Source organism: Bradyrhizobium sp. BR 10289 (assembly GCF_019455385.1).
Lineage (GTDB): Bacteria > Pseudomonadota > Alphaproteobacteria > Rhizobiales > Xanthobacteraceae > Bradyrhizobium.
This window is the reverse complement of record NZ_JACOFR010000011.1, coordinates 122116-148090: the sequence shown is the minus strand read 5'-3', so window position 1 is coordinate 148090 and position 25975 is coordinate 122116. Positions and strand designations below refer to the sequence as shown.

The 25975-nt window shown below is 65.7% G+C and carries 20 protein-coding genes; 10 read left to right on the top strand and 10 right to left on the bottom strand.

Annotated features, from left to right (window positions below):
- Positions 1-230: 230 nt before the first annotated feature.
- From HYH08_RS19890 to HYH08_RS19865, 6 genes are all read right to left on the bottom strand, one after another.
- The gene (locus HYH08_RS19890) at positions 231-2240 is read right to left on the bottom strand and encodes a methyl-accepting chemotaxis protein (RefSeq protein ID WP_220011500.1); all 2010 of its coding nucleotides are present in this window, start codon (positions 2238-2240) and stop codon (positions 231-233) included.
- Positions 2241-2514: 274 nt separating this feature from the next.
- Positions 2515-5058: an HWE histidine kinase domain-containing protein gene (locus HYH08_RS19885; RefSeq protein ID WP_220011499.1), complete on the bottom strand. Its 2544-nt coding sequence runs from the start codon at positions 5056-5058 to the stop codon at positions 2515-2517.
- Complete coding sequence (locus HYH08_RS19880) at positions 5055-5747, bottom strand: biliverdin-producing heme oxygenase (protein ID WP_228747952.1); 693 nt, start codon at positions 5745-5747, stop codon at positions 5055-5057. Before HYH08_RS19880 ends, HYH08_RS19885 begins: the two co-directional genes overlap by 4 nt.
- 101 nt (positions 5748-5848) lie before the next feature.
- The gene (locus HYH08_RS19875) at positions 5849-6469 is read right to left on the bottom strand and encodes a glutathione S-transferase family protein (RefSeq protein WP_220011498.1); all 621 of its coding nucleotides are present in this window, start codon (positions 6467-6469) and stop codon (positions 5849-5851) included.
- Between the two features lie 83 nt (positions 6470-6552).
- The gene (locus HYH08_RS19870; RefSeq protein ID WP_220011497.1) at positions 6553-7029 is read right to left on the bottom strand and encodes a nuclear transport factor 2 family protein; all 477 of its coding nucleotides are present in this window, start codon (positions 7027-7029) and stop codon (positions 6553-6555) included.
- Complete coding sequence (locus HYH08_RS19865) at positions 7010-7870, bottom strand: helix-turn-helix domain-containing protein (RefSeq protein WP_228747951.1); 861 nt, start codon at positions 7868-7870, stop codon at positions 7010-7012. The genes HYH08_RS19870 and HYH08_RS19865 overlap by 20 nt, the downstream gene beginning before the upstream one ends.
- 159 nt (positions 7871-8029) lie before the next feature.
- Here HYH08_RS19865 and HYH08_RS19860 point away from each other — a divergent pair, with 159 nt between their 5' ends.
- Positions 8030-9307 carry a flavin-dependent oxidoreductase gene (locus HYH08_RS19860; protein WP_220011495.1) on the top strand — a complete coding sequence of 426 codons (1278 nt, stop codon included), beginning with the start codon at positions 8030-8032 and terminating at the stop codon, positions 9305-9307.
- 212 nt (positions 9308-9519) lie between these two features.
- Here the strand turns inward: HYH08_RS19860 and HYH08_RS19855 are convergent, their stop codons facing one another.
- Positions 9520-9939 (bottom strand): PaaI family thioesterase, encoded by a 420-nt coding sequence (locus tag HYH08_RS19855; RefSeq protein ID WP_220011494.1) that lies wholly within the window; start codon positions 9937-9939, stop codon positions 9520-9522.
- Between the two features lie 249 nt (positions 9940-10188).
- Between HYH08_RS19855 and HYH08_RS19850 the strand changes: the two genes are divergently transcribed.
- Positions 10189-11934: a sensor domain-containing diguanylate cyclase gene (locus HYH08_RS19850; RefSeq protein WP_220011493.1), complete on the top strand. Its 1746-nt coding sequence runs from the start codon at positions 10189-10191 to the stop codon at positions 11932-11934.
- 5 nt (positions 11935-11939) lie between these two features.
- On the opposite strand, the gene mutY is transcribed toward HYH08_RS19850, so the two are convergent.
- Positions 11940-13037: an A/G-specific adenine glycosylase gene (gene mutY / locus HYH08_RS19845; protein WP_220011492.1), complete on the bottom strand. Its 1098-nt coding sequence runs from the start codon at positions 13035-13037 to the stop codon at positions 11940-11942.
- Between the two features lie 106 nt (positions 13038-13143).
- Between mutY and HYH08_RS19840 the strand changes: the two genes are divergently transcribed.
- The 8 genes from HYH08_RS19840 (at position 13144) to HYH08_RS19805 (ending at position 22884) form a co-directional block, all read left to right on the top strand.
- Complete coding sequence (locus tag HYH08_RS19840) at positions 13144-13641, top strand: DUF721 domain-containing protein (protein ID WP_220011491.1); 498 nt, start codon at positions 13144-13146, stop codon at positions 13639-13641.
- 136 nt (positions 13642-13777) lie between these two features.
- Entirely contained in the window at positions 13778-14434 is a 657-nt protein-coding gene (locus HYH08_RS19835) for a DsbA family protein (RefSeq protein WP_220011490.1), read from the top strand.
- A gap of 218 nt (positions 14435-14652) precedes the next feature.
- The gene (gene smc / locus HYH08_RS19830; RefSeq protein ID WP_220011489.1) at positions 14653-18117 is read left to right on the top strand and encodes a chromosome segregation protein SMC; all 3465 of its coding nucleotides are present in this window, start codon (positions 14653-14655) and stop codon (positions 18115-18117) included.
- A gap of 131 nt (positions 18118-18248) precedes the next feature.
- The gene (locus tag HYH08_RS19825) at positions 18249-19229 is read left to right on the top strand and encodes a small ribosomal subunit Rsm22 family protein (protein WP_220011488.1); all 981 of its coding nucleotides are present in this window, start codon (positions 18249-18251) and stop codon (positions 19227-19229) included.
- Between the two features lie 140 nt (positions 19230-19369).
- Complete coding sequence (locus HYH08_RS19820; protein WP_220011487.1) at positions 19370-19930, top strand: LemA family protein; 561 nt, start codon at positions 19370-19372, stop codon at positions 19928-19930.
- Between the two features lie 32 nt (positions 19931-19962).
- Positions 19963-21189, top strand: a complete 1227-nt coding sequence (locus tag HYH08_RS19815) for a M48 family metallopeptidase (protein WP_220011486.1) — start codon at positions 19963-19965, stop codon at positions 21187-21189.
- A gap of 210 nt (positions 21190-21399) precedes the next feature.
- Positions 21400-22152 carry a P-loop NTPase family protein gene (locus HYH08_RS19810; protein ID WP_131866245.1) on the top strand — a complete coding sequence of 251 codons (753 nt, stop codon included), beginning with the start codon at positions 21400-21402 and terminating at the stop codon, positions 22150-22152.
- A gap of 63 nt (positions 22153-22215) precedes the next feature.
- A complete protein-coding gene (locus HYH08_RS19805) occupies positions 22216-22884 on the top strand; it encodes a hypothetical protein (protein ID WP_220011485.1) in 669 nt (222 codons plus the stop codon).
- 250 nt (positions 22885-23134) lie between these two features.
- Here HYH08_RS19805 and HYH08_RS19800 read toward each other — a convergent pair whose 3' ends face one another.
- Positions 23135-23674, bottom strand: coding sequence for an adenine phosphoribosyltransferase (locus HYH08_RS19800; RefSeq protein WP_063196579.1), 540 nt, complete (start codon positions 23672-23674; stop codon positions 23135-23137).
- A 9-nt stretch (positions 23675-23683) separates the two neighbouring features.
- Positions 23684-25849 (bottom strand): anthranilate synthase component I, encoded by a 2166-nt coding sequence (locus HYH08_RS19795; RefSeq protein ID WP_220011484.1) that lies wholly within the window; start codon positions 25847-25849, stop codon positions 23684-23686.
- Positions 25850-25975: the final 126 nt, after the last annotated feature.

Below are 25975 nucleotides of genomic sequence, written 5' to 3'. Positions count from 1 at the left end.
ACGACGCCCCGACGTCGCAGCGGCCACCCGCACAGCCGCAATCACCTTCTGGAGATGTGTGCTGTGCCGGGACACCATGAAGAATAGTTCTTAACTCAATGCTGCTTTTGCCACACGTCGACTACGGAGGATCGTGCGAAAGATGCCGTGACCACGGCCAAAATCACCCAAGCATCAAAAAAGCCCACGCGCATGCGCGTGGACCTTTGCTTTCCGAATGGCCGCGCCGATTAGGCGGCGTGGACCGAGCTGAGGAATTTGGCGACTTCCTGCTTCAGGCGATTGCTGTCCGACGACAGCGAGCGCGCCGCCGAGAGCACCTGCGAGGAGGCCGAGCCGGTGTCGGACGCCCCGCGCTGGACGTCGCTGATATTGGTCGAGACACGCTGGGTGCCGTGAGCCGCCTGCTGGACGTTGCGGGAAATCTCCTGCGTCGCCGCGCCCTGCTGTTCTACCGCCGCGGCAACCGCCGACGAGATCTCCGACAGCCGCTCGATGGTGCCGCTGATCTCCCGGATGGCGCCGACCGACTGCTCGGTGGCGGCCTGGATGCTCGAGATCTGCTGGCCGATCTCGCCGGTCGCTTTCGCGGTCTGCTCGGCCAGCGCCTTCACCTCGGTGGCGACGACCGCAAAGCCGCGGCCGGCATCGCCCGCGCGGGCGGCCTCGATGGTGGCATTCAGCGCCAGCAGATTGGTCTGGCCGGCGATGGTGCTGATCAGCTCGACCACGTCGCCGATGCGCGCCGCAGCCTTGGAGAGCTCGCCGACCCGCTCGTTGGTCCGGCTCGCCTGCCCGACAGCGTCATTGGCGATGCGGGCGGATTCCTGCACCTGGCGCGCGATCTCGCTGACGGAGGAGGACAGCTCCTCGGTCGCGGACGCCACGGCCTGGACGTTGGCCGAAGCCTCCTGGGAGGCGCTGGCGACTTCCGTCGACAGGTCCTGGGCCCGCGAGGCCGTCGTCGTCAGCGTGCCGGCGGAGGCTTCGAGTTCGTTCGATGCCGACGAGACCGTGTTCACGATCTCGCCGACGGCGCGCTCGAACTGATTGGCCAGTTTTTTCATTTCGGCCTTGCGGCTCTCGGCCTGCCGCGCCTCGACCTCGACCTGCTCCGCGCGCATGCGCTCGGTGTCGATCATGTTGGTCTTGAACACCTCGATCGCCTTGGCCATGTCGCCGATCTCGTCGCGATTGCCCCGGCCGGGAATCTCGACCTTGAGATCGCCGCCGGCGAGCAACCCCATCGCGCGCGTCATCGAGGTGAGCGGACCGACGATGCTGCGGGCGATCAGGACTGCGACGATCAGGCCGAACAGGATGGCAAGGCCGCCCGCGATCTCCTGCACGGTGGTCGTGCCCGCGATCACGGCATCGGTCGTGCTGCGGGAGTCCTTGTATTCCTTCTTCAAGGCAGTTTCTGCGACCTTGAGCTTGCCGATGCTCTCGGTGATGAACGGCGCGAGGGTCTTGTGGTAGATCTCGTCGGCTTGGAGCATGGCTGCCGACGTCGTCTCGAAGGCGGATTTGTAGATTCCGAGCGAGGTCTTCACCGACGAGAGAGTGGTTCGCAATTCTGCCGCCTGCGGGCTCTTTTCGAGCGCCGAAAGCCGCTGCATGGCCCTGTCCACGTTGGTTCTGAAGTTGGCGGGCCCCTTGACGTCGCGCAGGGCCAGGAACCGCCAGTTCGCGATCTGAACGAGAAGCAGCCTGTTTTCCAGGTCGGCGACCAGGGAGGCGGTGTCCTCGTCGACGGCGGCGCGGGCGACATCGACCAGTTTGTTCGTCTTGGCGGTCAGCTCGTCGCCGCTCGGCAGCAGCGTCGCCTTGCCCGTTCGCGCCTCGTTGACGGCGTCCGCGAGAGAGTCACGCAGGCTGCGCATCTTCGCGACATCGCCGAGAAGATCCTCGTAGATCTTCCGCCGTTCCGACGAAGACGTTTCCTTGGCAGCCGCCTGCAGCAGCTCGGTCGCTGCGGCCTCCCGCTCGGCTGCCGTCCGCATTGCCGGCTCGTTGCCGTCGAGGACGTAACGCAGATTGGCACGCTGGATGATGTTGATATGGGTCGATATCTCGAGAAGCCGCGCGGTGCTGTCCGCGAGTGTGGATTGTTTTCCGACTTGATCCTGCACTTCCCGCAGATTCCAGACCGCCGTCACGGCCATGACCAGTCCAACCACGACGAGAGCCGTAAACCCGGCGTAAAGACGCCCCCTGATCCGCAAACGAAAGTTCGGCATTCCCACTGTCCACCCAGATGCATGTGACTTCGGGCGGCCGAACGTCCGGCGCAGCGTCACCAGCCACCCTGGCAGCCGCGGGTCGCCTCTCGGCGACCTGCGCTGCACTGCGACACAATGAGGGACACTCGTTAATTGAACCTTCTAATTCTTCGCGCACATCTCAAGAAGCGCATACAATTTCTGCTGATCTCCTATGCAGTTGCGCAAGATTTTGGCGCGAATCCCGCAGGCGCATGCAGATCGCTGCGGGGGACGTCCCGCTGGACGTTCGTCACAGGCTCGCCTGCGTCAATTTGCCGAGCGCGTTCTCGACCACTTCCAGCGTGTAGGGCTTCTGGACCACGGGCGCCGAAGCAAGGTCCACCGGGATCGGCGCGCGCTCGCCATAGCCGGTTGCGAAGATGAAGGGGACGCCGATCTCCTTCAGCTTCTGCGCCACCCTGATGCTGCTCTCGCTGCCGAGGTTGAGATCGAGCAGGGCAAAGCTCGGCCGGGTGCGCTCGATTGCGCGCAGGGCCTGGTCGACGGTCGCGGCGGTGTCGACATGGCGGGCGCCCAGATCGAGCAGGATGACCTCCGCGGCCATCGCGATGATGAGATTGTCCTCGACGATCAGCGCCGTGTCGGACAGCCGGGGACGTCCGGCTTGCTGCTCTTCGACGCGCATGGCGGCTCCTGCGATTGATGGCACCAACTGGACGAAGTTGGGCGGAATGACGAACTTGGCTTGGACCCCCAAAAGGTCGAAACGGATCTCGGCTTCGCCCTTGAGGTCGAACGGCACCGAGCGCTCGATGATGGTGGTGCCGAACCCGCGGCGCGTCGGCGGCTGCACCGGCGGGCCGCCGCTTTCCCGCCATTCGATCTCGAGACTGGAGGTCGGATCGATCCGCCAGACCACCTCGACCTGGCCGGTGGAATCGGCCAGCGCGCCGTATTTGGCGGAATTGGTCATCATCTCGTGGACGACCAGGGCCAGCGTCGCGAATGCCTTGGGATCAAGCGAGACGTCCGGTCCGTCGATCTTCACACGGTCTGCCCGTGCGCCGAGATACGCCCCGGACTCCGATTCGATCAACGTGCGCAACGCCACCGGCGCCCAGTTCAGGTTCGTGATCTGGTCATGGGCGCGGGCCAGCGCCTGGATGCGGCCACCCAGCACGCTGGCGAACTCTTCCACGCTATGGGCGGTATCCTTGCTCTGCGCCACCAGCGCGCGGACGAGGCTCAGGATGTTGCGGACCCGGTGATTGAGCTCAGCGATCATCAGCTCCTGCCGCTCCTGCGCCCCGCGGCGCTCGCGTGCAGCGAGGTCGGACAATTGCAGGATCACCTCCAGCAGCGTGACGCGCAGGCTTTCGGCGATGCGGATGTCGGCGGCCGACCACGGCTTCGACTGCCCTGCCACCGTCTGCTGCCAGAGCTCAAAGCTCTTGCGCGGCGTCAGGCGCGGGCCGTTCGGGCCCTCCTCGTAGACCTTGTCCGGGGCTCCCGCCCACGTTACCGAGCGCACCACCTCACGGCGGAAGAAGATCAGGCAGTCGCGCGGGGTGCGCGAGATCGGAATGGCGAGGAATCCGGCGGCGCGGTCGCGAAACACCTCGCCGGCCGCATAGAGCTTGGCGATCTCGGCGCTGGCGCAGATCCGGCCCGGCGAAGTCCGGTTGATGAAGGCGACGAGATCCTTCACCTCCGCCTCGGTCGGCGTCTCGCCGTCGAGCGTGATCTTGTTGTCGGACCACACCGCCACGCCGTCGCAGTCGATCATCTTGCGATAGTCCCGGACGAAATCGACAATGGCGCGACGGCTGTGCTCGTGCGTCGCCGCCGTCTCGATCAACCGTTCCTGGATTTTCTGGGCGCTGGCCTCGTAGCTGACGTCCACTTCGCGCTCGCGCCCCTCCACGATCCAGGAGAACATCTGGCCGAACAGCTCGGAGGCGGTGCGCTTCTCGAACGAGATGTAGCGCGGCGAATAATGGTGGCAGGCGAACAGACCCCACAGCTTGCCTTCGCGCAGGATCGACACCGACATCGAGGCGCGGACCCCCATGTTGCGTAGATATTCGATATGGATCGGCGACACCGAGCGCAGCACGCTCATGGAGAGATCGAGCAATTCCGCATTGTGCGTGGCGGTCGACAGCAGGAGGGCGGGCTTTGAATCGATATCGGCAATGATGCGCAGCCAGTTGCGCTGATAGAGGATGCGGGCCTGCTTCGGGATGTCGGAGGCCGGATAGTGCAGGCCGAGAAACTTTTCCAGGCCGGCTTCGGCGGCTTCCGCGATCACCTCGCCCGATCCGTCCGGGTGGAATTGATAGACCATGACGCGGTCGAAGCCGGTCAGCACCTTGAGCTGGCGCGCCGCCTCGCGCGCAAGCTCGGTCATGCCGCGCGTCTTGCGGATGCGATCCAGCATCAGGCGCACGAGCTCGCCGGAATTGACGCCGGGCTCGCTGACGCTCGGCTCGGCCTCGATGACGAGATAAGCGCCGGAAAAATGGATCGAGAGATCGTAGAGCGGCTTGCCGGGTTGCAGCGCGACGCCGAACAGGCGTTCCGTCGCATCGGGGCCGCTGAGATGGTCGACGCGGCTGCGGATGGTCTCGACCGCGACTTCTGAAATGACCCGCGACAGCGGCTGCTGGAGCAAATCGGCAACATCGGTGCCGAGGAAACTGCCGACATTGTCCGAGGCCATGCAGATCGTGAAATCCGACAGCACGGTGATCAGGAAACCGAAAGGCTGCACGCTGCCGGGAATGTGAATCGGCTCGCGATCGCAATTGGTGAGATTGACGGCCTCGTTCATGCGCGGTCCGCCGCCTGCTCGAACGCCACGAAGGCGCGGCGCGCCGCCGCGATCGCCTCGTCCTCGTCACAAGCTTCTTCGCTTGCGAGCTTCGCCAGAAAACTCTGCCACAGCCGCTTGCCGCTGCCGTGGCGGAGATAGGCGGTCGCCTCGCTGATCCGTGGATCGGCAGCGCCCGCGACGGTCTTGAGCAGGAATTTCGCGCCCAGGCGGGAGCCCTCCAGCACGTACATCGTGCCCATCATGCCGCCGGGCGTCAGCGGCGGCACCGTCACCGCGGCGTACGCGTCTCTGCCGAGTTTTTCGAGGTCGGATGCGATCGCGCGACTTCGGGCCCGCTCCGGCCAATCCGGAAACATGTTGGCGACACCGGCCTCGACGAGAGCCGCTTCGAGCGGAAGCAATGCACCGGCGCTGGCCTGGAGAAAACGGCGATAGCCGGACAAGACCGTGAGATCGAACGACGACAATTGCGCATCAAGCTCCCGATGGGCCGCCGACGTCGCGTCTCTCAATCGTTCCCGGAGTCCGGAGAGGCTGTGGCCTACATGTATTGAAACGTCCAAAGCCCCAGCCAGCATGAAATTCCCGAACGCGCGCAAGGCCGGGGCGCGATTGCCCCGGAAGCGAGGAAACGCCGGAGGGAACCCAAAGGTTCCGCCGGGAACCGGAAAAGTCGAGGCGGGCAAGGGCCGCGCCTTAAAGGGTGCAGGGCGGGTATAGTGGGGTCCGGGTTCGCCCTTCGCCCGCCCCGGGACGACAGGGGAGAATGTGGCCGCGCCCTATCCTCTCACGCCTTCTGCGCGTCCATCACCTTGGCCACGGCCGGGCGGTCCGACATGCGCTTGAAGTGATCGGCGATCTTCGGCGTCGCGTTGATATCGACGCTGTCGCCTTCGAGCCATGTCGAGAGCGTGTAGAGATAGGGATCGCAGATCGTGAACTGATCGCCCATCACCCAGGGCCCTCTAAACATCTTCTGCTCCATCAGCTTGAAACAGTCGCCCATGGTCTGCGGGACCTTCGCCTTCATGTCGGCGAACGAGCTTTCCTGCGTCGCCCAGCGCGCGCCGCGCATCTTGTGGGCGTGGTTGATGTGCACGGTCGAGCAGAGATAGGAGTTGAACGACTGCGCCTGGGCGAAGTCGAAGGGATCGTCGAGCGGGGCGAGCTTCGCCTTGGGGAAGGTCTGGGCGAGATAGGCCAGCATCGCCGGGGTCTCGGTGAGGACGCCGCGGTCGGTCACCAGCGCCGGCACGCGGCCTTTCGGGTTGATGGCGAGATAGTCCGGGCTGTTCTGCTGGTTGTCCTTGAAGCTGAGCCGTTCGGCCGTGTAGTCGGCGCCGACCTCTTCCAGGGTGATGTAGGTGGCGAGCGCGCAGGTGCCGGTGGCGTAGTAGAGCTTGAGCATGTCGGACCTCATGGGAAAACTGGAAATTAACGGTATGTCCATCCGCCGTCCACCCCTGAGGGGACGGACAGCCTTCGTTTCCATCAAGCCCGCCGCGGCTGAAGCTTCCCCTCGATGTAGACGCTCACGATGGTGTCATCAGCCGGATAGAACTCGGGCGCCACGGCCGTAAGCTGGGCCTGGATGCACTTCCACGCACCATTCTCGAACAGGTACGTATCCGTGTACGTGGTCATGCCGGTGACGTCCTTGCCGTCGCGGCGGCGGACGTGCTTGTTGGTCGAACGCACCAGCGCGACGTCGCCGAGGACGGTAATGAGCTCATCGCGAACATCCCAATAGATGATGACTTTTGGGTCGAACGCGGTGGCCCAATAAGTCAGATATGTCGCGCGATCCCATCGCTGCCCGGTGGGCGTGATGTTGCTGAAGTCCGGATGCAGGAGCGCATCGTGCGAGGCGACATCGCGCGTGACGAAATTGTGGATGAAGCGGGCGTTCACGGCGCGCAATTGGTCGATCGTTTCCGCCGCGCGTAGACTATTCGTGGCTGACTGCATGTCCGTCTCCTTCGCTTGGTGAAGCCGCCAATTCGCGCGCCTTTGCGGCCGTGACATCGTCGGCCGGAAAGAAGCATTCGAGCTTGATCTGCTGCAACACCGCGTCGGTCGGCATCGCCAGCGTCGTGAAGGTGGAAAAGAACGCGAGACGATAGTCGCCCTTGGCGAGTTGCATCGTCATGACCGGCGACGACGCCGTATGGCCGGGGAGCCGCCATTCGGAAGGCAGGCCGGGATAGACCATGATCTCGTCGAGCAGTCGCGCGGCTGCGCGACTGCCTTGAGCGGCGTCGCGATGCAGGATCTGGATCAACTGGCCGGCGAATTCGGCCCAGTTGAGCATGAACTGCCGCAGGCCGCCCGGATGAAAAACCACATGCATGGCGTTATCGGCAACACGGGCATCCATCCGGTATGAATCCCGGAAGGGTCTCAGCAGGCGCACCGAGGCCTGATTGCGCATGCGCACGTCCCAGCGTCCGTCGATCACGATGCCCGGATACGGCTCCTGCTGCCGCAGCATGAATTCCAACGCGTGCCGCACCGGCTGCAGATTGTCCGCCGCCAGCCCCTTGTCGCCATAGGGCGGCACGAAGCCCGCCGCGACATGCAACGCATTCCGCTCCTCCAGCGGCAGGTCGAGCGCACTGCCGAGAAGCTGCACCATCTCCCGGCTCGGCTGCGACCGCCCAGTCTCCAGGAAGCACAGGTGCCTCGCAGAGACGTTGGCATCGGTCGCCAGCTCGATCTGGGTCAGGCGGCGCACGTTCCGCCAGTGCTTCAGCAGGCGGCTGAACTGGCCCGTGACGACGTCCTGCGAATGATGCTGCGGCTCGCTCATGGGGCGGCAATCTAGACCATCGCATCAGGAGGGCAATTACCTCCGATGTAAGTGACGATCCGACAAACCCCTGCGACAGCGCCGGGAACGCCGGCGCCTTCGCAGTTGCCCCCTGTGCGCCTCCATGTCATGACGCCCGGAAAGTAGGAGGGAGCGAGCATGACGGTTCTTATTGCGGGCGGCGGTATTGGCGGGCTGACGCTTGCGCTCAGCCTGAATCAAATCGGCGTGCCCGTGAAAGTGTTCGAGAGCGTCGCGGAGCTGAAGCCGCTCGGCGTCGGCATCAACGTGCTGCCGCATGCGGTGCGCGAGCTGATCGAGCTCGGGCTGATGGACAAGCTCGACGCCAGCGGCGTGCGCACGCGCGAGCTCGCCTATTTCTCCAAGCACGGCAAGCCGATCTGGAGCGAGCCGCGCGGGCTGGAGGCCGGCTACAAATGGCCGCAATTCTCGATCCATCGCGGCACGCTGCAGCAGATCCTGCTCGACACCGCGATCGAGCGGCTCGGCCGCGACAACATCCTGACCAGCCATCATCTGACCGGCTGGACCGAGACGGCGAGCGGCATCCGCGCTGACTTCATCGACAAGGCCACCGGCAAGGCCGTAGGGACTTACGACGGCGCGATCCTGATCGCCGCCGACGGAATCCATTCCGCCGCGCGGGAAAAGCTCTACCCGAACGAGGGACCGCCGATCTGGAACGGCCGCATCCTCTGGCGCGGCGTGACGCCGGCAAAAGCCTTCCTCACCGGCCGCACCATGATCATGGCCGGCCACGAGATCCTGAAATTCGTCTGCTATCCCATTTCGAAGGAGCCGGATGCGTCCGGCAACCACCTCATCAACTGGGTCGCCGAGCGCCACATGCCGCCGACCTATCAGTGGCGTCGCGAGGACTATAACCGCACCGCGCGGCTGGAAGAGTTTCTGCCCTGGTTCGAGAGCTGGCAGTTCGACTGGCTCGACGTGCCCGGCCTGATCAGGAACTGCCCGCACGCCTATGAATATCCGCTGGTCGACCGCGATCCGGTGGCGCAATGGACCTTCGGCAAGGTCACGCTGATGGGCGATGCCGCGCATCCGATGTACCCGATCGGCTCCAACGGCGCTTCGCAGGCGATCCTCGATGCCCGCACCATCACGCGCGAGATCCTGGCGCATGGCCCGACGCAGGCCGCGCTGGCCGCCTATGAGGCCGAGCGGCGGCCCGCGACCACCGACCTCGTCCTGCTCAACCGCAAGAACGGTCCCGAGCAGGTGATGCAGCTGGTCGAGGAGCGCGCCCCTGACGGCTACAAGCTGGTGACGGATGTGCTGTCGCAGAGAGAGCTGGAAGACATCGCGGCAAACTACAAGCGCGTTGCGGGATTCCAGGTCGAGGCGCTGAACGCGAAGCCGCCGATCGTCAGCAAGAACGCGCGGGCAAGGGTGTGAGTTTAGCTGATCACCGAGCCGCAGGCTCCACTTCACCTCGCCTCGCTTGCGGGGAGAGGTCGGGTCGGTCTTGCGATCCGGGCGAGGGGGTACAGGTTTCACGATCATCGTATGCGCGGAGAGAAGCCCCTCACCCCGCCCCTCTCAGCGCGAGCGAAGCTCGTCTCGGCCCCGTAAGAACGGGGCGAGGGAGCGAGAGGCCGGTGCCCGCCTTACTTCACCACCCGCGCCGCTTCCAGCAGCCGCTCGCTCGCACTGGCCGTCGCGAGCACCGTGCCGTCCTCCGCCATCAGCTTGGCCTCGACGAATGCGATGGTCTTGCCGAGCTGCGTGACCTTCGCCTCGCCAATGATCGGGCCAGGCTTGGCGGGGCTGAGGAAATTCACCGTCATGCTGATGGTCGTGGTGTAGAGCCGGCCCTCGCTCATCACCAGCACCGCCGGACCCATGGTGTCGTCGAGCATGGCCGAGAGCATGCCGCCCTGGATGAAGCCGGCGGGATTGCAGAACTCCGGCTTGCCTGCGAAGCCGAGCCTGATCCAGCCCTGCTCGGGGCGGGCATCGAGCAGGCGCCAGCCGAGCAGCTCGGCGCAGGGCGGCCTCTTGAAGTCGTCGAGCGCGGTCTTGACCATGGGGAGCCTCCGTTTGGTTCTTGCTACCGCTCGCCTGCTGACAGCCTCGTGTCAGCAGCCCCTCTGCGGGGCCACAGCCACAAGGCGAACCCGAAAAATCTTCGCGATTTTGTCGATCTGAGGCAGCCGTTAAGCCTGGTTCAACCATCCGTCTTCACGACCGATTCAATACGATCCAATTGGGCAATCGGCCGGTAAGCGGTTGGAAGTTACCACATGGCATGAGCGACGGTGACACCGGAGCCTTCCATGCGAGCCCTCTTGCAGCGTGCGGTCAACCGCCTGCACGCAATCGAAGATCATCTGACGGTAAGAACGCAGATCGCCGCGGCGGTCGCCGCCATGTCCATCGTGCTGGTGGGCACGCTGGCGGCTGGCGCCGCGCTCATCAGCTACAGAAACACCTCGACGCTCATCGAGAACAACCTCGCCGGGACCGCGGCGATGGTGTCTGGCCGGCTCGACCGCTTCATGGCGACGCGGCGGCAGGAGATGATGCTGTTTGCTGGGCTGCAACCGATGGAGCAGCTCTGGCAGGGCGATCCGGCGGCGTTGCGCAGCTCGCTCGAGGCGCTCCAGCATTCCTTCGATTTCGCCTGGATCGGTTTCGCCGATGTCGACGGCAACGTCGTTGCGTCGACCGGCGGCCTGCTGCAAGGCAAGTCCGTGGCGGCGCGCCCCTGGTTCAAGCAAGGTCTCGAGCGGGTCGCCGTCGGCGACGTGCACGAGGCTCTCCTGCTCGCCTCGCTGCTGACGCAACGCGCCAACAACGAACCGTATCGCTTCGTCGACATCGCCGTTCCGGTGCGCGACGCCTCGGGCAAGCTGCTCGGCGTGCTCGGCGGACATCTGGACTGGAATTGGGCGACCAGCCTGATCAAGGACGCCGAAGCTCGTGACGGCAACGCCGATGCAACGCTCTCGATCATCAGCAAGGGCGGCATGGTCCTGGTCGGGCCGCAGAAGGAAACCATCCGCTATGCCGGCGACGAGCTCGCCGATATCCTGAAAGCCGGCGATGGTACCTTCCGCGAAACCAGGGACGGGCAGCAGATGCTGACCGCGTTCCATGTCGGCAACGGCTTCCGCGACTATCAGGGCCTGAACTGGATCGTCACCGCGAGCCAGCCGGCGAGCGTGGCGCTCAAGGCCGCGATCGCCTCGGCAAAAACGATCCTGGCGATCGGCGCCGCGACCGCGCTGATCGCGCTGTCGCTGGCCGTGCTGGTCTCGCGCCGGATCGCCGCGCCGATCGTCGCCATCACACGCGAAGCGGACCGCATCGGCCGCGCCCACGGCCCGACCATGCTGGCGCGGCAGAGCGGCTCGGCCGAGGTGGTGCAGCTGTCGCGCGCGCTGCGCTCGCTGCTGCGTCGCATCGGCCTGGCCGAGGAACGCACCAAGGAAGCCGAGCTGCGCGCCACCGAAAACGCGATGCAGCTCCAGGAAGACATGCTGAAGCTGCGTCAGCTCGCCGACACCGATTTCATGACCGGCCTGATGAACCGCCGCTCGTTCCTGACCGTCGCCGACGACGCCGTCGCCTACTGCCGCCGCTACAAGCGCAACATGGCGACGCTGATGATCGACATCGACCATTTCAAGAAGATCAACGACACCCATGGCCATGCCGCCGGCGACGACGCCATCAAGCGCGTCGCCGAGATCGTCAGCCAGTCGATCCGGACCACCGACAAGGCGGCCCGTTTCGGCGGCGAGGAGTTCGTGGTGCTGCTGCGCGAGATCGACCAGGAGACCGCCGTGCTGCTCGCCGATCGAATCCGGACTGCGATCGAGAGTGCGACGGTGCGTCATGGCAATGTCATCATCCCCCTGACCGTCTCGGTTGGCCTCGCGCTGTTCGACGAGAGCGATCGCGACGTGCAGGACGTGATCGAGCGCGCCGACCAGGGCCTCTATGTCGCCAAGAAGACCGGCCGCAACCGCACCTTCCTGATGCCGGCGGAGGACGAGCGCGCGGCGCGCGCCGCTTGAGATTGCTAGTCCAGCGCGTGCGCGATCACCTTGCGCATGACATTGGGCAGCGCTTCGTCGGCCAGCGTCGCGATCGCCACCCAGCGCATGCCCTCAGGCGCGCGCGTGCGGGATTGCGCCTTCGCCGTGTAGACCACGAGTTCCAGCGGGAAATGCGTGAAGACGTGGGTGACGACGCCGACCTTCCGCTGCCAGCGCGACAGCCCCTTCAAGTCAGGTGCCTGCTGTTTTGCTGCCGCATCGTCTTGCCCGGCCAGCCAGTCCGAGCCGGGCACTTCGGTCATGCCACCGAGCAGGCCTTTCTCCGGCCGCGAGCGGACCAGCAGTTCGTCGCCGCGCGTGATGACGAAGGCGGCGCCACGCCGCAGCGTCCCGCTTTTTTTCGGCGCCTTGCGCGGAAAGGTCTCCTGCGTGCCCTGCGCGCGCGCCGTGCAATCCTCGCTGAATGGGCACAGCGCGCACGCCGGCTTCTTCGGCGTGCAGATCGAGGCGCCCAAATCCATAAGCGCCTGCGCGCTGTCGCCGGCGCGCGTATTCGCGAGCAGCGTCGCCGCCAATTGCTGGATCAGCGGCTTGGCCTGCGGCAGCTCGTCCTCGACGGCAAAGAGCCGCGACACGACGCGCTCGATATTGCCGTCGACCGGCATGGTGTGACGGTCGAACGCAATCGCCGCGATCGCCGCCGCGGTATAGGGACCGATCCCCGGCAGCGCGCGCAGCCCTTCCTCCGTGTCAGGAAACACGCCGCCATGCTCGCGCGTCACCGCAACCGCACAGGCATGGAGGTTGCGCGCCCGCGAGTAATAGCCGAGGCCGGCCCACATCCGCAGCACGTCGTCCTGCGAGGCATTTCCCAGCGCCGTGACATCGGGCCAGCGCGCGACGAATTTCTCGAAATAAGGCCCGACCGCCTTCACCGTGGTCTGCTGGAGCATGATCTCCGACAGCCAGACCCGGTAGGGATCCGAGGCCTCGCCGGGCGCGGCACGCCAAGGCAGCCGGCGACGGTGGCGGTCGTACCATTGGAGGAGCGCGATCGGCCGCGGCGAGGTCTCCGCCTGACCAGGTTCCGATTTCGCCTTCAGCGCGGATTTGGGGCTCATGCTTTCACTGTAACGATGTCGCGCAGATCCCTCCACGTCATGCCCGCGTTCGTCGCGGGCATCCACGTCTTTCTTCGTGGATCGCTCCGAAGTGCTATAAGGGCCCATGTCCAAATTCGGCCCCATCTTCAAACTTGGTCCGATCAGCGCCAAGCCGCTGTCGATCCTGCTCGACGACGTCTTTGCCGAGGCCTACGCCAAGCAGGGGTTTGCGGCGCGCGAGTTGGTGACGCGGTGGGCGCAGATTGCGGGGCCCGAGATCGCGGCCCATGCCGAGCCGCTCAAGATGCAATGGCCGCGCCCGGTCGAGGGCCAGCCGCAGGAGCCGGCGACGCTGGTGCTGCGGGTCGAAGGTCCCATGGCGCTGGAGATCCAGCACTCCGCCGACGTGATCCTGGAACGGGTTAACCGCTTCTTTGGCTGGAGCGCGGTCGGCAAGCTCGCCTTCCGCCAGGCCCCCCTGTCGCGGCCCCGCGCCCGGAAGCGGCCGGGCCCGCCGGACCCGAAGGCTGTCGCCAAGGTGGCGGAGAGCCTGGGCGACATCCAGGATGATGAACTGAAGGCGGCGCTGGCGCGGCTTGGGGCCGCCATCAAGCGAAATTGAGCCTCATTTTGCGGCCAATCTGGACCCGTCCCCACCGCGCGCCATTGCCTCAAACCACGTTTCAAGCTAGCGACAGGCCGCCCGGGAACCTCGCTACAGGCCTTTGGGCGAGATCACGCCAATTCGGGAGCCGACCTTGATCATCACCCGCCGCGCCTTCAACACGATGCTGTCGCTGACCGGGCTTGCCGCGCTCGCCGGGCTCTCGCCGCTGCGGTTCATTTCCGAGGCCTTCGCCCAATCCGCCGCCGACGTTGCCAAGCCGGTGTCGCTGCCCGACATGGCGCTCGGCCCGAACGATGCCGCCGTCACTATCACCGAATTCGCCTCGATGACCTGCCCGCACTGTGCGGCCTTCAACGAGCAGGTGTTCCCGAAGCTCAAGAAGGAATACATCGACACCGGCAAGATCCGTTACATCTTCCGCGAGTTCCCGCTCGACATCAAAGCCGCCGCCGGCTCGATGCTGTCGCGCTGCATCGCCAATGGCGACGCGCCGAAATATTTCGCCGTCACCGACATGCTGTTCCGCCAGCAGAGCGACTGGGTGATGAAGAACACCACCGAGACCCTGACGCGGATCGGCAAGCAGGCCGGCCTCACCCAGCAGCAGGTCGAGGCCTGCCTGAAGGACCAGGCGCTGCTCGACAAGATCGCCGCCGACCAGAAATACGCCAGCGACGTTCTCAAGGTCGATTCCACGCCGACGTTCTTCATCAACGGCGAGAAGATCAAGGGCGAGGCCTCGTTCGAGGAGTTCGCCAAGAAGATCAATCCGCTGCTGAAGAGCTGATTCGCGCGTCAAGATCCTGAATAGCATCTCGAAAGCCGTATCTTTCCCGGCATAAATCCCTTGGGAAAAGCGGCTTTCGCCGGTTGCCCTCGCGGCGCACCGCGGCCATTGTCCAGCCGCATGAGGCGCCTCGCGCGACTCGCCCCGGATAGCGACATTGCCTTTCATGGTATTGTCCCGGCAGGGGGATTCGCGCCTGCCAACAGAGATGCGTGCTTATGAAAATCACCCGCCTGCGCCTTCACGGCTTCAAGTCCTTCGTTGAGCCCACGGACTTCGTTATCGAGCCCGGCCTGACCGGCGTGGTCGGACCCAATGGTTGCGGCAAGTCGAATCTCGTCGAAGCGCTGCGCTGGGCGATGGGTGAAACCTCCTACAAGAGCTTGCGCGCCGCCGACATGGACGCGGTGATCTTCGCCGGCTCGGGCAACCGTCCCGCGCGCAACCACGCCGAAGTGACGATGACGATCGACAATGCCGATCGCACCGCCCCTGCGGCGATGAACGACAGCCAGATTCTCGAGATCTCCCGCCGCATCGAGCGCGAGGCGGGTTCGGTCTATCGCATCAACGGCCGCGACGTGCGCGCCCGCGACGTGCAGATCCTGTTCGCGGATGCCGCGACCGGCGCGCGCTCGCCCGCCCTCGTCCACCAGGGCAAGATCGGCGAGATCATCCAGGCCAAGCCCGAGCAGCGCCGCCGCGTGCTGGAAGACGCCGCCGGCGTTGCCGGTCTGCACGCCCGCCGTCACGAGGCCGAGTTGCGGCTGAAGGCCGCCGAAACCAACCTCACCCGCGTCGAGGACGTCATCGGCCAGCTCTCCGGGCAGATGGAGGGCCTGAAGAAGCAGGCCCGCCAGGCGGTGCGTTATCGCGAGGTCGCAGCCAAGGTCCGCAAGGCCGAGGCGACGCTGTTCCACCTGCGCTGGATCGGCGCCCATGCCGACGTCAACGAGTCCGGCCAGACTCATGATCTCGCCGTGCGCGAGATGGCGGAGCGCACCCAGCACCAGGCCGAAGCAGCCCGTATCCAGGCGATCCGCGCCGCCGAGATGCCGGCGCTGCGCGATGCCGAAGCGCGCGCCGCCGCCGGCCTCCAGCGCCTGACCAATGCCCGCGAGCAGCTCGACCGCGAGGAAGAGCGCGCCAAGGAGCGCGTCGCCGAGCTCGAGCGCCGTCTCGCGCAGTTCGAAGGCGACATTTCCCGCGCCCAGCAGCAGACCATGGACGCCGACGTGGCGCTGCAGCGGCTCGACACCGAAGACGCCGAGCTGAAGGAAGAGATCAAGTCGCGCGTCGAGAAGCGTTCCGGCGTCGACGAGCGTGTTGCGGAAGCCGAGGCGGTGCTGACCGAAACCGAGCAGCAATTCGCCGAGCTGACCACCGCGCTCGCCGACCTCACCGCCAAGCGCAACCAGCTAGAGGCCAACGTCCGCACCCACCGCGACAAGCTCGCGAGGCTCGACCAGGAGATCGCGAATGTCACCGCGGAAGAGCAGAAGCTCGCCGCCGAGACCGGCGGCTTTGGCGATCTCGACGAGCTGACCGCTGCCGTCGAGACCGCCGAGCAGACGCTGGCGGCATCGGAAGCCGCGGCGCAAGCGAGCGAAGCCGCCCATGTCGCGGCGCGTCAGACGCTGGAAGCCTCACGCTCGCCGCTGGTCGAAGCCGACAAGCGCGTGCAACGGCTCGATACCGAAGCGCGCACGATCTCGAAAATCGTCAACGGCGAGACCAAGAATCTGTGGCCGCCAATCATCGACGGCATCACTGTCGACAAGGGTTTCGAAAAGGCGATCGGCGCTGCGCTCGGCGACGATCTCGACGCGCCGATCGATCCCTCCGCGCCAATGCGGTGGACCAATGTGGGCGTCACCGACGGCGATCCGGAACTGCCGGAAGGCGTCACCCCGCTCGCCAATCACGTGCAGGCGCCGGCCGAACTGACGCGCCGCCTGGCGCAGATCGGTGTCGTGCCGCGCGAGCGCGGCGCCGAGCTGGTCTCGCAGCTCAAGACCGGCCAGCGGCTGGTCTCGCCCGAAGGCGACGTCTGGCGCTGGGACGGCTTCGTCGCCGCCGCGCACGCTCCGACCGGCGCCGCACGGCGCCTCGCCGAGCGTGCCCGTCTCGTCGACATCGAGAACGAGCTGGAGCAGGCCCGCATCGACGCGCAGATCAAGCGTCAGGCGCTGGAGAATGCCGAGTCCGAATTGCAGATGGCGGCCAGCACCGAAGGCGCCAGCCGCGAAGCGATGCGTGCCGCGCAGCGCGAGCTGAACGTCGCGCGCGAGCGCCACGCTGCTGCCGAGCGCGAGATCAGCCGCCACGCCGCCCGCAAGGCGACGCTGTCGGAAGCGCACAGCCGTCTTGCTGCCGATCGCGCCGAGGCCGAGGCTGCCTACGAATACGCCGAGGCCGGCATCAGCGAGCTGCCCTCGAGCGAGGACACCGAGACCCGTCTCGCCGCGGTCCGCAGCGACATCGAAAATCATCGCCGCATGGCCGCCCAGGTCCGCGCCGAGGCGCAGGCGCTGGCGCGCGAGGCGGAGCTCGCCGACCGCCGCGTCCAGGCGATCCTCGCTGAACGAACCGAGTGGGCGAACCGCAAGGAAAGCGCGGCCTCCCATATCGACACCATCCAGGCCCGCATCGCCGAGCTCACGATCGAGCGCAGCGAGCTCGAGAACGCACCGCAAGTGTTCGCCGAGAAGCGCAGCGCGCTGATCACCGAGATCGAATATGCCGAGAACGACCGCCGCATGGCTGCCGACGCGCTCGCCACCGCGGAGGCCGCGATGGCCGAGACCGACCGCGTCGCCAAGCTGACGCTCGAAGCGCTGTCGAGCTCGCGCGAGGCCACCGCCCGCGCCGAGGAGCGCATGGAAAGCGCACGGCGCCGTCTCGAGGACATCGAGCGCGAGATCCGCGACATGCTCGAGGTCGAGCCGCAGGCCGTCGCCGGCCTCGCCGAGATCGAGCCCGGCGCCGAGCTGCCGCCGCTGCACGACATCGAGGAAGACCTCGAAAAGATGCGCCGCGACCGCGAGCGCCTCGGCGCCGTCAATCTGCGCGCCGAAGAAGAGCTGCGCGAGGTCGAAACCCAGCACACCGGCCTCGTCACCGAGCGCGACGACCTGGTCGAGGCCATCAAGCGGCTGCGCCAGGGTATCCAGAGCCTCAACAAGGAAGCGCGCGAGCGCCTCTTGACCTCGTTCGAAGTCGTCAACAACCATTTCAAGCGCCTCTTCGTCGAGCTGTTCGGTGGCGGCGAGGCCGCGCTGCACCTGATCGAGAGCGACGATCCGCTGGAAGCCGGTCTCGAGATCATCGCAAAGCCGCCGGGCAAGAAGCCGCAGACGCTGTCGCTGCTCTCGGGCGGCGAGCAGGCGCTGACCGCGATGGCGCTGATCTTCGCGGTGTTCCTGACCAACCCGTCGCCGATCTGCGTGCTGGACGAAGTCGACGCGCCGCTCGACGACCACAACGTCGAGCGGTACTGCAACCTCCTGCACGAGATGACCAGCTCGACCGACACGCGCTTCATCATCATCACGCACAACCCGATCACGATGGCGCGCATGAACCGCCTGTTCGGCGTCACCATGGCCGAGCGCGGCGTCTCGCAACTGGTGTCGGTCAGCCTGTCCGAGGCGGTGGACATTCTCGACCAGAACGTGGCGTGAGCCAGCGCTCGCGCAACACCCATTGACGTCATCATCCGCGCAGGCGGATGATCCAGTACGCCGCAGCTTCTCGGTTTGACGGCACTGTCTCGGAATACTGGATGCCCCGCCTGCGCGGGGCATGACCGCGGATGATAATCGCTCCCACCCTCCCCGCTGAACTGAAGGCCGCCCTCGACGGCAAGCTCCAGGGCTTTTCGCGGACCGATGCGGCGCAGCGGTCGCAAAAGATCTCGACCACCTATCGCGCCGGAGGCGGTTCGACCACCATCAAGTCGGAAGCCGATGCGCTCGCCTATGCGCTGGCCCGGATGCCGGCCACTTACGCGGCCGTCGCCGCCAGCCTGAGCGCCTTCACCGAGATCGCGCCGGACTTCGCTCCGGAAACATTGCTCGACGTCGGCGCGGGCCCGGGCACGGCGAGCTGGGCCGCTGCCGAGGTGTTCTCCTCGCTGCACGATTTCACACTGCTTGATGCCAATGCCACGCTGAGCCGGCTCGCGCTCGAGCTGGCACGCGAGAGCACCCGTTTAGCCGATTGCCGCTATCTGCCCGGCGATGCCGCGACCAACCTCGCCGAAGCGTCGCAAGCCGATCTCGTGATCGCCAGCTACATCATCGGCGAGCTCGGCGAGGCGGAGCAGCGCAAGCTCGCGGAGACGATGTGGACGAAGGCGCGCCACGCGCTAGTCGTGATCGAACCCGGTACGCCCGCCGGCTATGCCCGCATCCTCGCGCTGCGCCAGCAACTGATCGGACTGGGCGCCTTCGTCGCTGCCCCCTGCCCACACGAAAAGCCCTGCCCGCTCATCGCACCCGACTGGTGCCATTTCAGCCAGCGCCTGCCGCGGTCGCAGGCGCACCGCCAGATCAAGGGCGCCGAAGTGCCGTTCGAGGACGAGCGCTTCATCTATGTCGCCCTGACCCGCGCGCCGCCCGCAACGCGCGCCGCCCGCGTGCTGGCGCCGCCGGATGTCGGCAAGGCCGAGATCGCGGCGAAGCTCTGCACCGAGGACGGTGTCGAGCTCGCTAAAGTGCCGAGGCGCGACAAGGCCGCCTATGCAAGCGCCCGCCGCTGGCGCTGGGGCGATGCCGTAATTGCCGAAAGTTAACGACTGTTCACTGCTTTTGCCTTGAACTTGGACGGTTCCTCATCCGACCAAGCCTTACCTCACCTCTGCGGCGGGGCTCTCGCTCTGCGCCAATTTGGTCTACCCTAGCGCCCGCCTTCTTCCCCCTTCAGGAGTTCTCCATGTCGACCGGCTGGATCGTTCTCGGCGTCATCGTCGTCCTCGTGTTCTTAGGCTTCAGCGCCTACAACCGGCTCGTCGCGCTGAGCCAGAGGGTCGGCCAGGCCTTTGCCGACATCGACGTGCAGCTCAAGCAGCGCCATGACCTGGTCCCGAACCTGGTCGAGACGGTGAAGGGCTACGCCTCGCATGAGCGCGGCACGCTCGACGACGTCATCAAGGCGCGCAACTCGGCGATCTCGGCGCAGGGCCCGGCGCAGGTGTCCGCCGCCGAGAACCAGCTGTCCGGCGCGCTCGGACGGCTGATCGCGCTGTCGGAGGCCTATCCGGACCTCAAGGCCAACGCCAACTTCCAGCAGCTCGCATCCGAGCTGTCCGACCTCGAGAACAAGATCGCGGCCAGCCGCCGCTTCTTCAACAATGCCGTCCAGGAATACAACACCGGCATCCAGCAGATGCCCGCCGCGCTGTTCGCCGGCATGTTCGGCTTCACCAGGAAGGACTTCTTCGATCTCGGCGCGAGCCGCACCGAGGTCGAGGCTGCGCCTCAGGTGAAGTTCTGATGTGAGCCGATAGGCCGGCAGGGCAGCGCGTCATGGCCGCGTATGGTCTCTACACGCACATCGCCTCGAACAAATTTCGTTCGATGCTGCTGCTCGCCGGCCTGTTCGCGCTGGTCTATGTGCTGGTCTATGCCGGCGCGCTGGTCGCCGAAGCCCTGATCGACAGCAACCGGACCGTCGCCTTCTACCTGAGCCATGCCTTCTATGACCTGAAAGTTGCCGCACCGGTTGCGACGATCGTGGCGGCGGCCTGGATCGTGATCGCCTATTTCTTCCACCAGTCGATGATCGACGCGGTGACCGGCGGCCACGACGTCACCCGCCAGGAGGAGCCGCGGCTCTATAATCTGCTGGAAAACCTCTGCATCTCGCGCGGCATCACCATGCCTAAGCTGAAGATCATGGAGAGCCCGGCGCTGAATGCGTTCGCGACCGGCCTCAACCCGCGGCAATACTCCGTCACCGTCACCACCGGTCTCCTCAATGCGCTGGATGACAGGGAGATCGAGGCGGTGCTGGGCCACGAGCTGACCCACATCAAGAACGGCGACGTCCAGCTGATGGTGGTCGCCGTCATCATCGCCGGCGTGGTCGGCTTCTTCGGCGAATTGTTCTTCCGCCTGTTCACCAATTTCAGCTGGAGCTCGGGCGGCGGGTCGTGGTCATCTGGCTCCTCGTCCTCGTCGCGGTCGTCCTCGTCGTCGAACGACAGCAAGAGCTCCGGCGGCGGCGCAGTGATCGTCATCATCATCGCGGTCGTGCTGATCGTGGTGGCCTGGCTGATGTCGCAGGTGGTGAAGCTGGCGCTGTCGCGCTCGCGCGAATATCTCGCCGACGCCGGCTCGGTCGAGCTGACCAAGGATCCCGACGCCATGATCTCGGCGCTGCGCAAGATCGAGAATCGCGGCGAGCTGCCGGGCGCAACCTCGGCGGTGATGGAGCTGTGCGTCGACAATCCGCGTGAGGGCTTTGCCGATCTGTTCGCAACCCACCCCTCGGTGCAGTCCCGCGTCGATGCGCTGGTCAAGTTCGCCGGCGGCCACGACCCCGGCCCGCTGCCCGACCCCACCGACGAACCTGAGGCGGAACAACCCGAGGCACAGGCCGCCCCGCAGGACGCTCCGCCGCCGGTGCCGCATGGCCCGTGGGGCGATGCGGGCAACCCGGCCACGCCGCCGCCCGTGCCCGCGTCCAGCCCCTCAGGAACCCCGGCCGGAAATCCCATAGGAAGCCCAATGGGACCGTGGGGCCGCCACTGAGCCGCGCGTTTGGCGACAATTTGCGGTGGGGTTTCACAACGGTCGGGAAAAACCTCGGGAATTGCCGCGCCCCAGGCCGGCGGAATTGAATTCTCCCTTGTTTCTGCCATGTTCGCGCCCAACAGCAGACTCGGGACGTCCTTTGGGACATCGATCTGGGGCCCGGCCGATTGCGACCTCGCGATCGGGGGCGCGCGTTAGGGGACAGCAATGGCAAAGCCGGCAGTGGTTGTGGTGGGCGCGGACAAAGGCGGGGTCGGCAAGACCACGGTATCGCGCACCCTGCTCGATTATTTCTCAGCCAACAACGTGCCGACGCGCGCCTTCGACACCGAATCGCCGCGCGGAACGCTGAAGCGCTTCCACCCCGACATCACCGAGATCGTCGACATGACGACCACGGCCGACCAGATGAAGATTTTCGACACGCTCAACGCGGTCAGTCCCTCGGTCACCGTCATCGACGTGCGCGCCGGCCTGCTCTCGCCGGCACTGGCTTCGCTGCGGGACATCGGCTTCCTCGACGCCGCCAAGGCCGGCCAGATCACCTTCGCGGTGTTCCACATCCTGGGACCCTCGATCGCCTCGCTGGAGGAGATCGCCGAGACCGCCGGCTTCATGGGCGGCGCGAAATATTTCCTGGTGAAGAACTTCATCAACGACACCCAGTTCTTCCAGTGGGACCAGGCGACCTACAATTCCTATTTCCACCGCATCAAGGACGCGACCGAGCTGACCATCCCCAAGCTCAACGAGATGGCCTATGAGCAGGTCGAGGTGTCCTCCGTTCCATTCCTGAAATTCGTCGCCAACAAGGGCATCAACGACGAGGCCGCGAATTATTCGTTCGTGCTGCGCGGCTATGTCCGGCACTGGCTGGCCAACGTCTGGAGCGAGTTCGACCGGATCCGCCTGACCGACATCGTCGGCTCGAAGCCGGTGACCCGCAACAGCGAAAAATAGTTGCGCCACCCGGGCGGATACGGCTGGATTGGGGCGGCCAGTTCGCTCACATAATGGCCCGCAATGCCCGCGACACCCGTCTACATCATCTGCTCGCCCCGCCCGCAGGTCGGCAAGACCCTGCTGGCGCGGCTATTGAGCGAATTCCTGCTGCTCAAGAACGGCAACGTCGCGGCCTTTGACGTCAATCTGAAGGAGCCGTCGCTGCTAGACTATCTGCCGAAGATCACGGAAACCGCCGACGTGATCGACACCTATGGCAAGATGCAGCTGATGGACCGCGTCATTATCGACGACGGCCTCGCCAAGGTGATCGACCTCGGATTCCACGCCTTCGACGAGTTCTTCAAGATGACGGACGAGATCGGCCTGCTGAAGGAAGCGGCACGCCGCCACGTCGCGCCCATGATCATGTTCGTGGCCGACACCGACCGCGTCTCGGCCCGCGCCTACCAGATGCTGCGGGAGCAGATTCCGCGGATGAACCTGATCACGGTGGACAACGAATATGTCGTCCGCGGCGAGCTGCCGGCCGCGATGGAAGCCGGCCGTCTGTTCCGCCTGCCCGCCCTGCCCGGCTTCCTGAAGACCTATATCGACCGGCTCAGCTTCTCCTTCACCGGCTATCTGCGCCAAGAGAAAGACGCCTCGACCGAGCTACACCAATGGACCCGGCGAAACTATCTCGCGTTCCGGGAGCTGGAGCTCAGCCTGATCCTGCAGCGGTCGTAAAGTGCCCGGCCGGCGAACTCGGTGTTCACCTCTCCCCAGCGGGGAGAGGTCAGATTGCGCCGGGCGATGCGGAGCATCGTCCCGAGCAATCCGGGTGAGGGGTCGCGGCAACCAGTGAGACCAGAGCCCCCTCACCCGGATCGCATCTGCGATGCGATCCGACCTCTCCCGAAGGGAGAGGTGAACCGAGGCCGCGACCGACGACAATCCAAACAAAATGAGCCCGGGCGATATCTTCCGCCCCTGCCCTTCAGTGCCCTTCGAACGTCATCAGCGTGCGCACCGGGACATCCATGGCGCGCAGCTTGGCGGCGCCGCCGAGCTCGGGCAAATCGATGATGAAGCAGGCGGCGACGACGTTGGCGCCGATCTGGCGCAGCAGCTTTACAGCGCCCTCCGCGGTGCCGCCGGTGGCGATGAGGTCGTCGACCAGGATGACGCGTTCGCCGGGCGCAATGGCGTCGACATGCATCTCCATCTCGTCGATGCCGTATTCGAGCGAGTAGGCGATGCGCACGGTGGTGTGCGGCAGCTTGCCTTTCTTGCGGATCGGCACGAAGCCGGCCGAGAGCTGATGCGCAACCGCCCCGCCAATGATGAATCCGCGCGCTTCCATGCCGGCGACCTTGTCGATCTTGTTGCCGGCCCAGGGATTGACGAGCTCGTCGACCGCGCGGCGGAAGGCGCGCGCGTCGGCGAGCAGGGTCGTGATGTCGCGAAACATGATCCCCGGCTTGGGATAGTCAGGGATGGTGCGGACGCTCGCCTTGATGTCGTGGTCAAAGGTCATTGGTGCCTCTCAATCAACACGCGCATCCAGCCGGAAGGCGTTCTCGACAATCTTCAAGCCGACCTCGTTGCCCAGCGACATCAGCGATTCCGGATGGAATTGCACGCCGGCGACCGGCAGCGTCTTGTGCTCGAGCGCCATGGCGACGCCGTCTTCGGTGCTGGCGGTAACGGACAGAACCTCGGGCATGCTGTCGCGCTCGACGAAGAGGGAGTGATAGCGGCCGATCACGATCTCGTTCGGCAGATTGCGCATCAGCCGTCCGCCGCGGACCTGCACCCGGGAGGGCCGTCCATGGGCGGGATGGGTGAGCTGGCCGAGTTCGCCGCCGAAATATTCGCCGATCGCCTGCACGCCGAGGCAGACGCCGAATACCGGCAGCTTCTTCTCCAGCGCCGCATCGATCGTCTTCTTGATCGCGAAATCTTCGGGCCGGCCGGGACCTGGTGACAGCACGAGAAGATCCCATGGCTTCTTGTCGAGCATGGTGAGCGCATGCACATAGCGGACCACGGTGACCTCGGCGCCGACCTGGCGGAAATAGTCGGCGAGCATGTGCACAAAACTGTCGTCGTGATCGATCAGCAGCACCTGCTTGCCCGAACCGGTCGCATCGGGGGCGAAGGTCGACAGCGGCTTCGGCGGATCGCCGCGCAGCGCCTGGAACAACGCGGCGGCCTTGACCTGGCATTCGCGGTCTTCCGCGGCGGGATCGGAATCGAACAGGCAGGTGGCGCCGACGCGCACTTCGGCCAGACCATCCTTCATGCGGATGGTACGGATGGTGAGGCCGGTATTGATGCTGCCGTCGAAGTTCACGGCGCCGATGGCGCCGGCATACCAGCGCCGCGGCGAGCGCTCGTGATCCTCGACGAATTGCATCGCCCAGAGTTTTGGCGCGCCTGTCACGGTGACGGCCCAGGCATGGGTGAGGAACGCATCGAGCGCGTCGAAGCCCGGGCGCAGCATGCCCTCGACATGGTCGACGGTGTGGAACAGCTTTGAGTAGGTCTCGATCTGACGGCGCGCCAGCACCTTGATGGTGCCGGGGACGCAGACGCGCGCCTTGTCGTTGCGATCAACGTCCGTGCACATGTTGAGCTCGAACTCGTCCTTTTCCGAGTTCAGGAGCTGGCGGATCTGCTCGGCATCGCCGATCGCATCGGTGCCGCGCGCGATCGTGCCGGAGATCGGGCAAGTCTCGACACGCCGCCCGTCGGAGCGCACGAACATCTCCGGCGAGGCCGAGACGAGGAATTCGCCCTCGCCGAGATTCATCAGCGCGCCGTAGGGCGACGGGTTGATGACGCAGAGGCGCTGGAACACTTCGGCCGGGGAGCGATCGCAGGGCTCGGCGAACAGCTGCCCGGGAACGGCCTCAAAGAGATCGCCGCGGGCAAACGCTGCGCGGGCAGTTTCCACCGTGGCCTGATATTCGCCGGGCGCGTGATCTGCAAAGCCCTGGCGCGGGGTCTTCAGATACGGGCTCTCGGCGGTCTCGCGCGGCAGGCCTTCGGTCGATTTGCCCTTCCAGGCGAAGTCGTAAGTGAGCACCACGCCGCGGCCGGTGGCGCGGTCATAGGCCAGCAGGCGGTCGGGGACATAGAGCACGATGTCGCGCTGATCGGCCTCACGCGGGCGCTTCTGGACAAGGTCCTCGATCTGGAACACGAGGTCGTAGGCGAAGGCGCCGAACAGGCCGAGCAGCCCGTCATCATTGGCGGAGAAGGCGGCGACGATGTCGCGCACCAGCGACATCACGCTGGCGCGGCGCGTACGCTGATCTTCCTCGACCGGCGCATCGCCGCGGATGATATGACCGGCAAGGCGCGTGGTCGTCTTCTCGGAGATGACGACGCAGGGTTCGCGCAGGACATCGGCGAGGAAGGCAATCAGCACCTGCCCGCGACCGTTCAGCGCTTCCAGCCTGAAGCTAACGCCCGTGGTTTCGAGCTTGAGCGGCGGATCGGAGAAGCCGAGGTCGAAGCTCTCGTAGCGGCCGGGCACGGTCGTGCCGGAGGACAGCACCACGCCGCGGCGGCGGTCGAGCAGGTTGATGAGGTCGTCGAGCCGCTTGGCGCCGCCGGTGAACTGCTCCGCCACGCGCGTGATCGCGAGCCCTGCGCGGGTCACGTAATCGCTTCGGGCCGGGAGGGCAAAGACTGTCCTGTTCATGTCGTCCTCTTACGAAACTTGCCGAGGAAACGCCACACAGGACAAACGATCGGGCCGCCGCACTGTGCAGGCGACCTCAGACGATTTGGAAGAATAAATCGCACCGGCCACCTCTTAGGAGGTGCG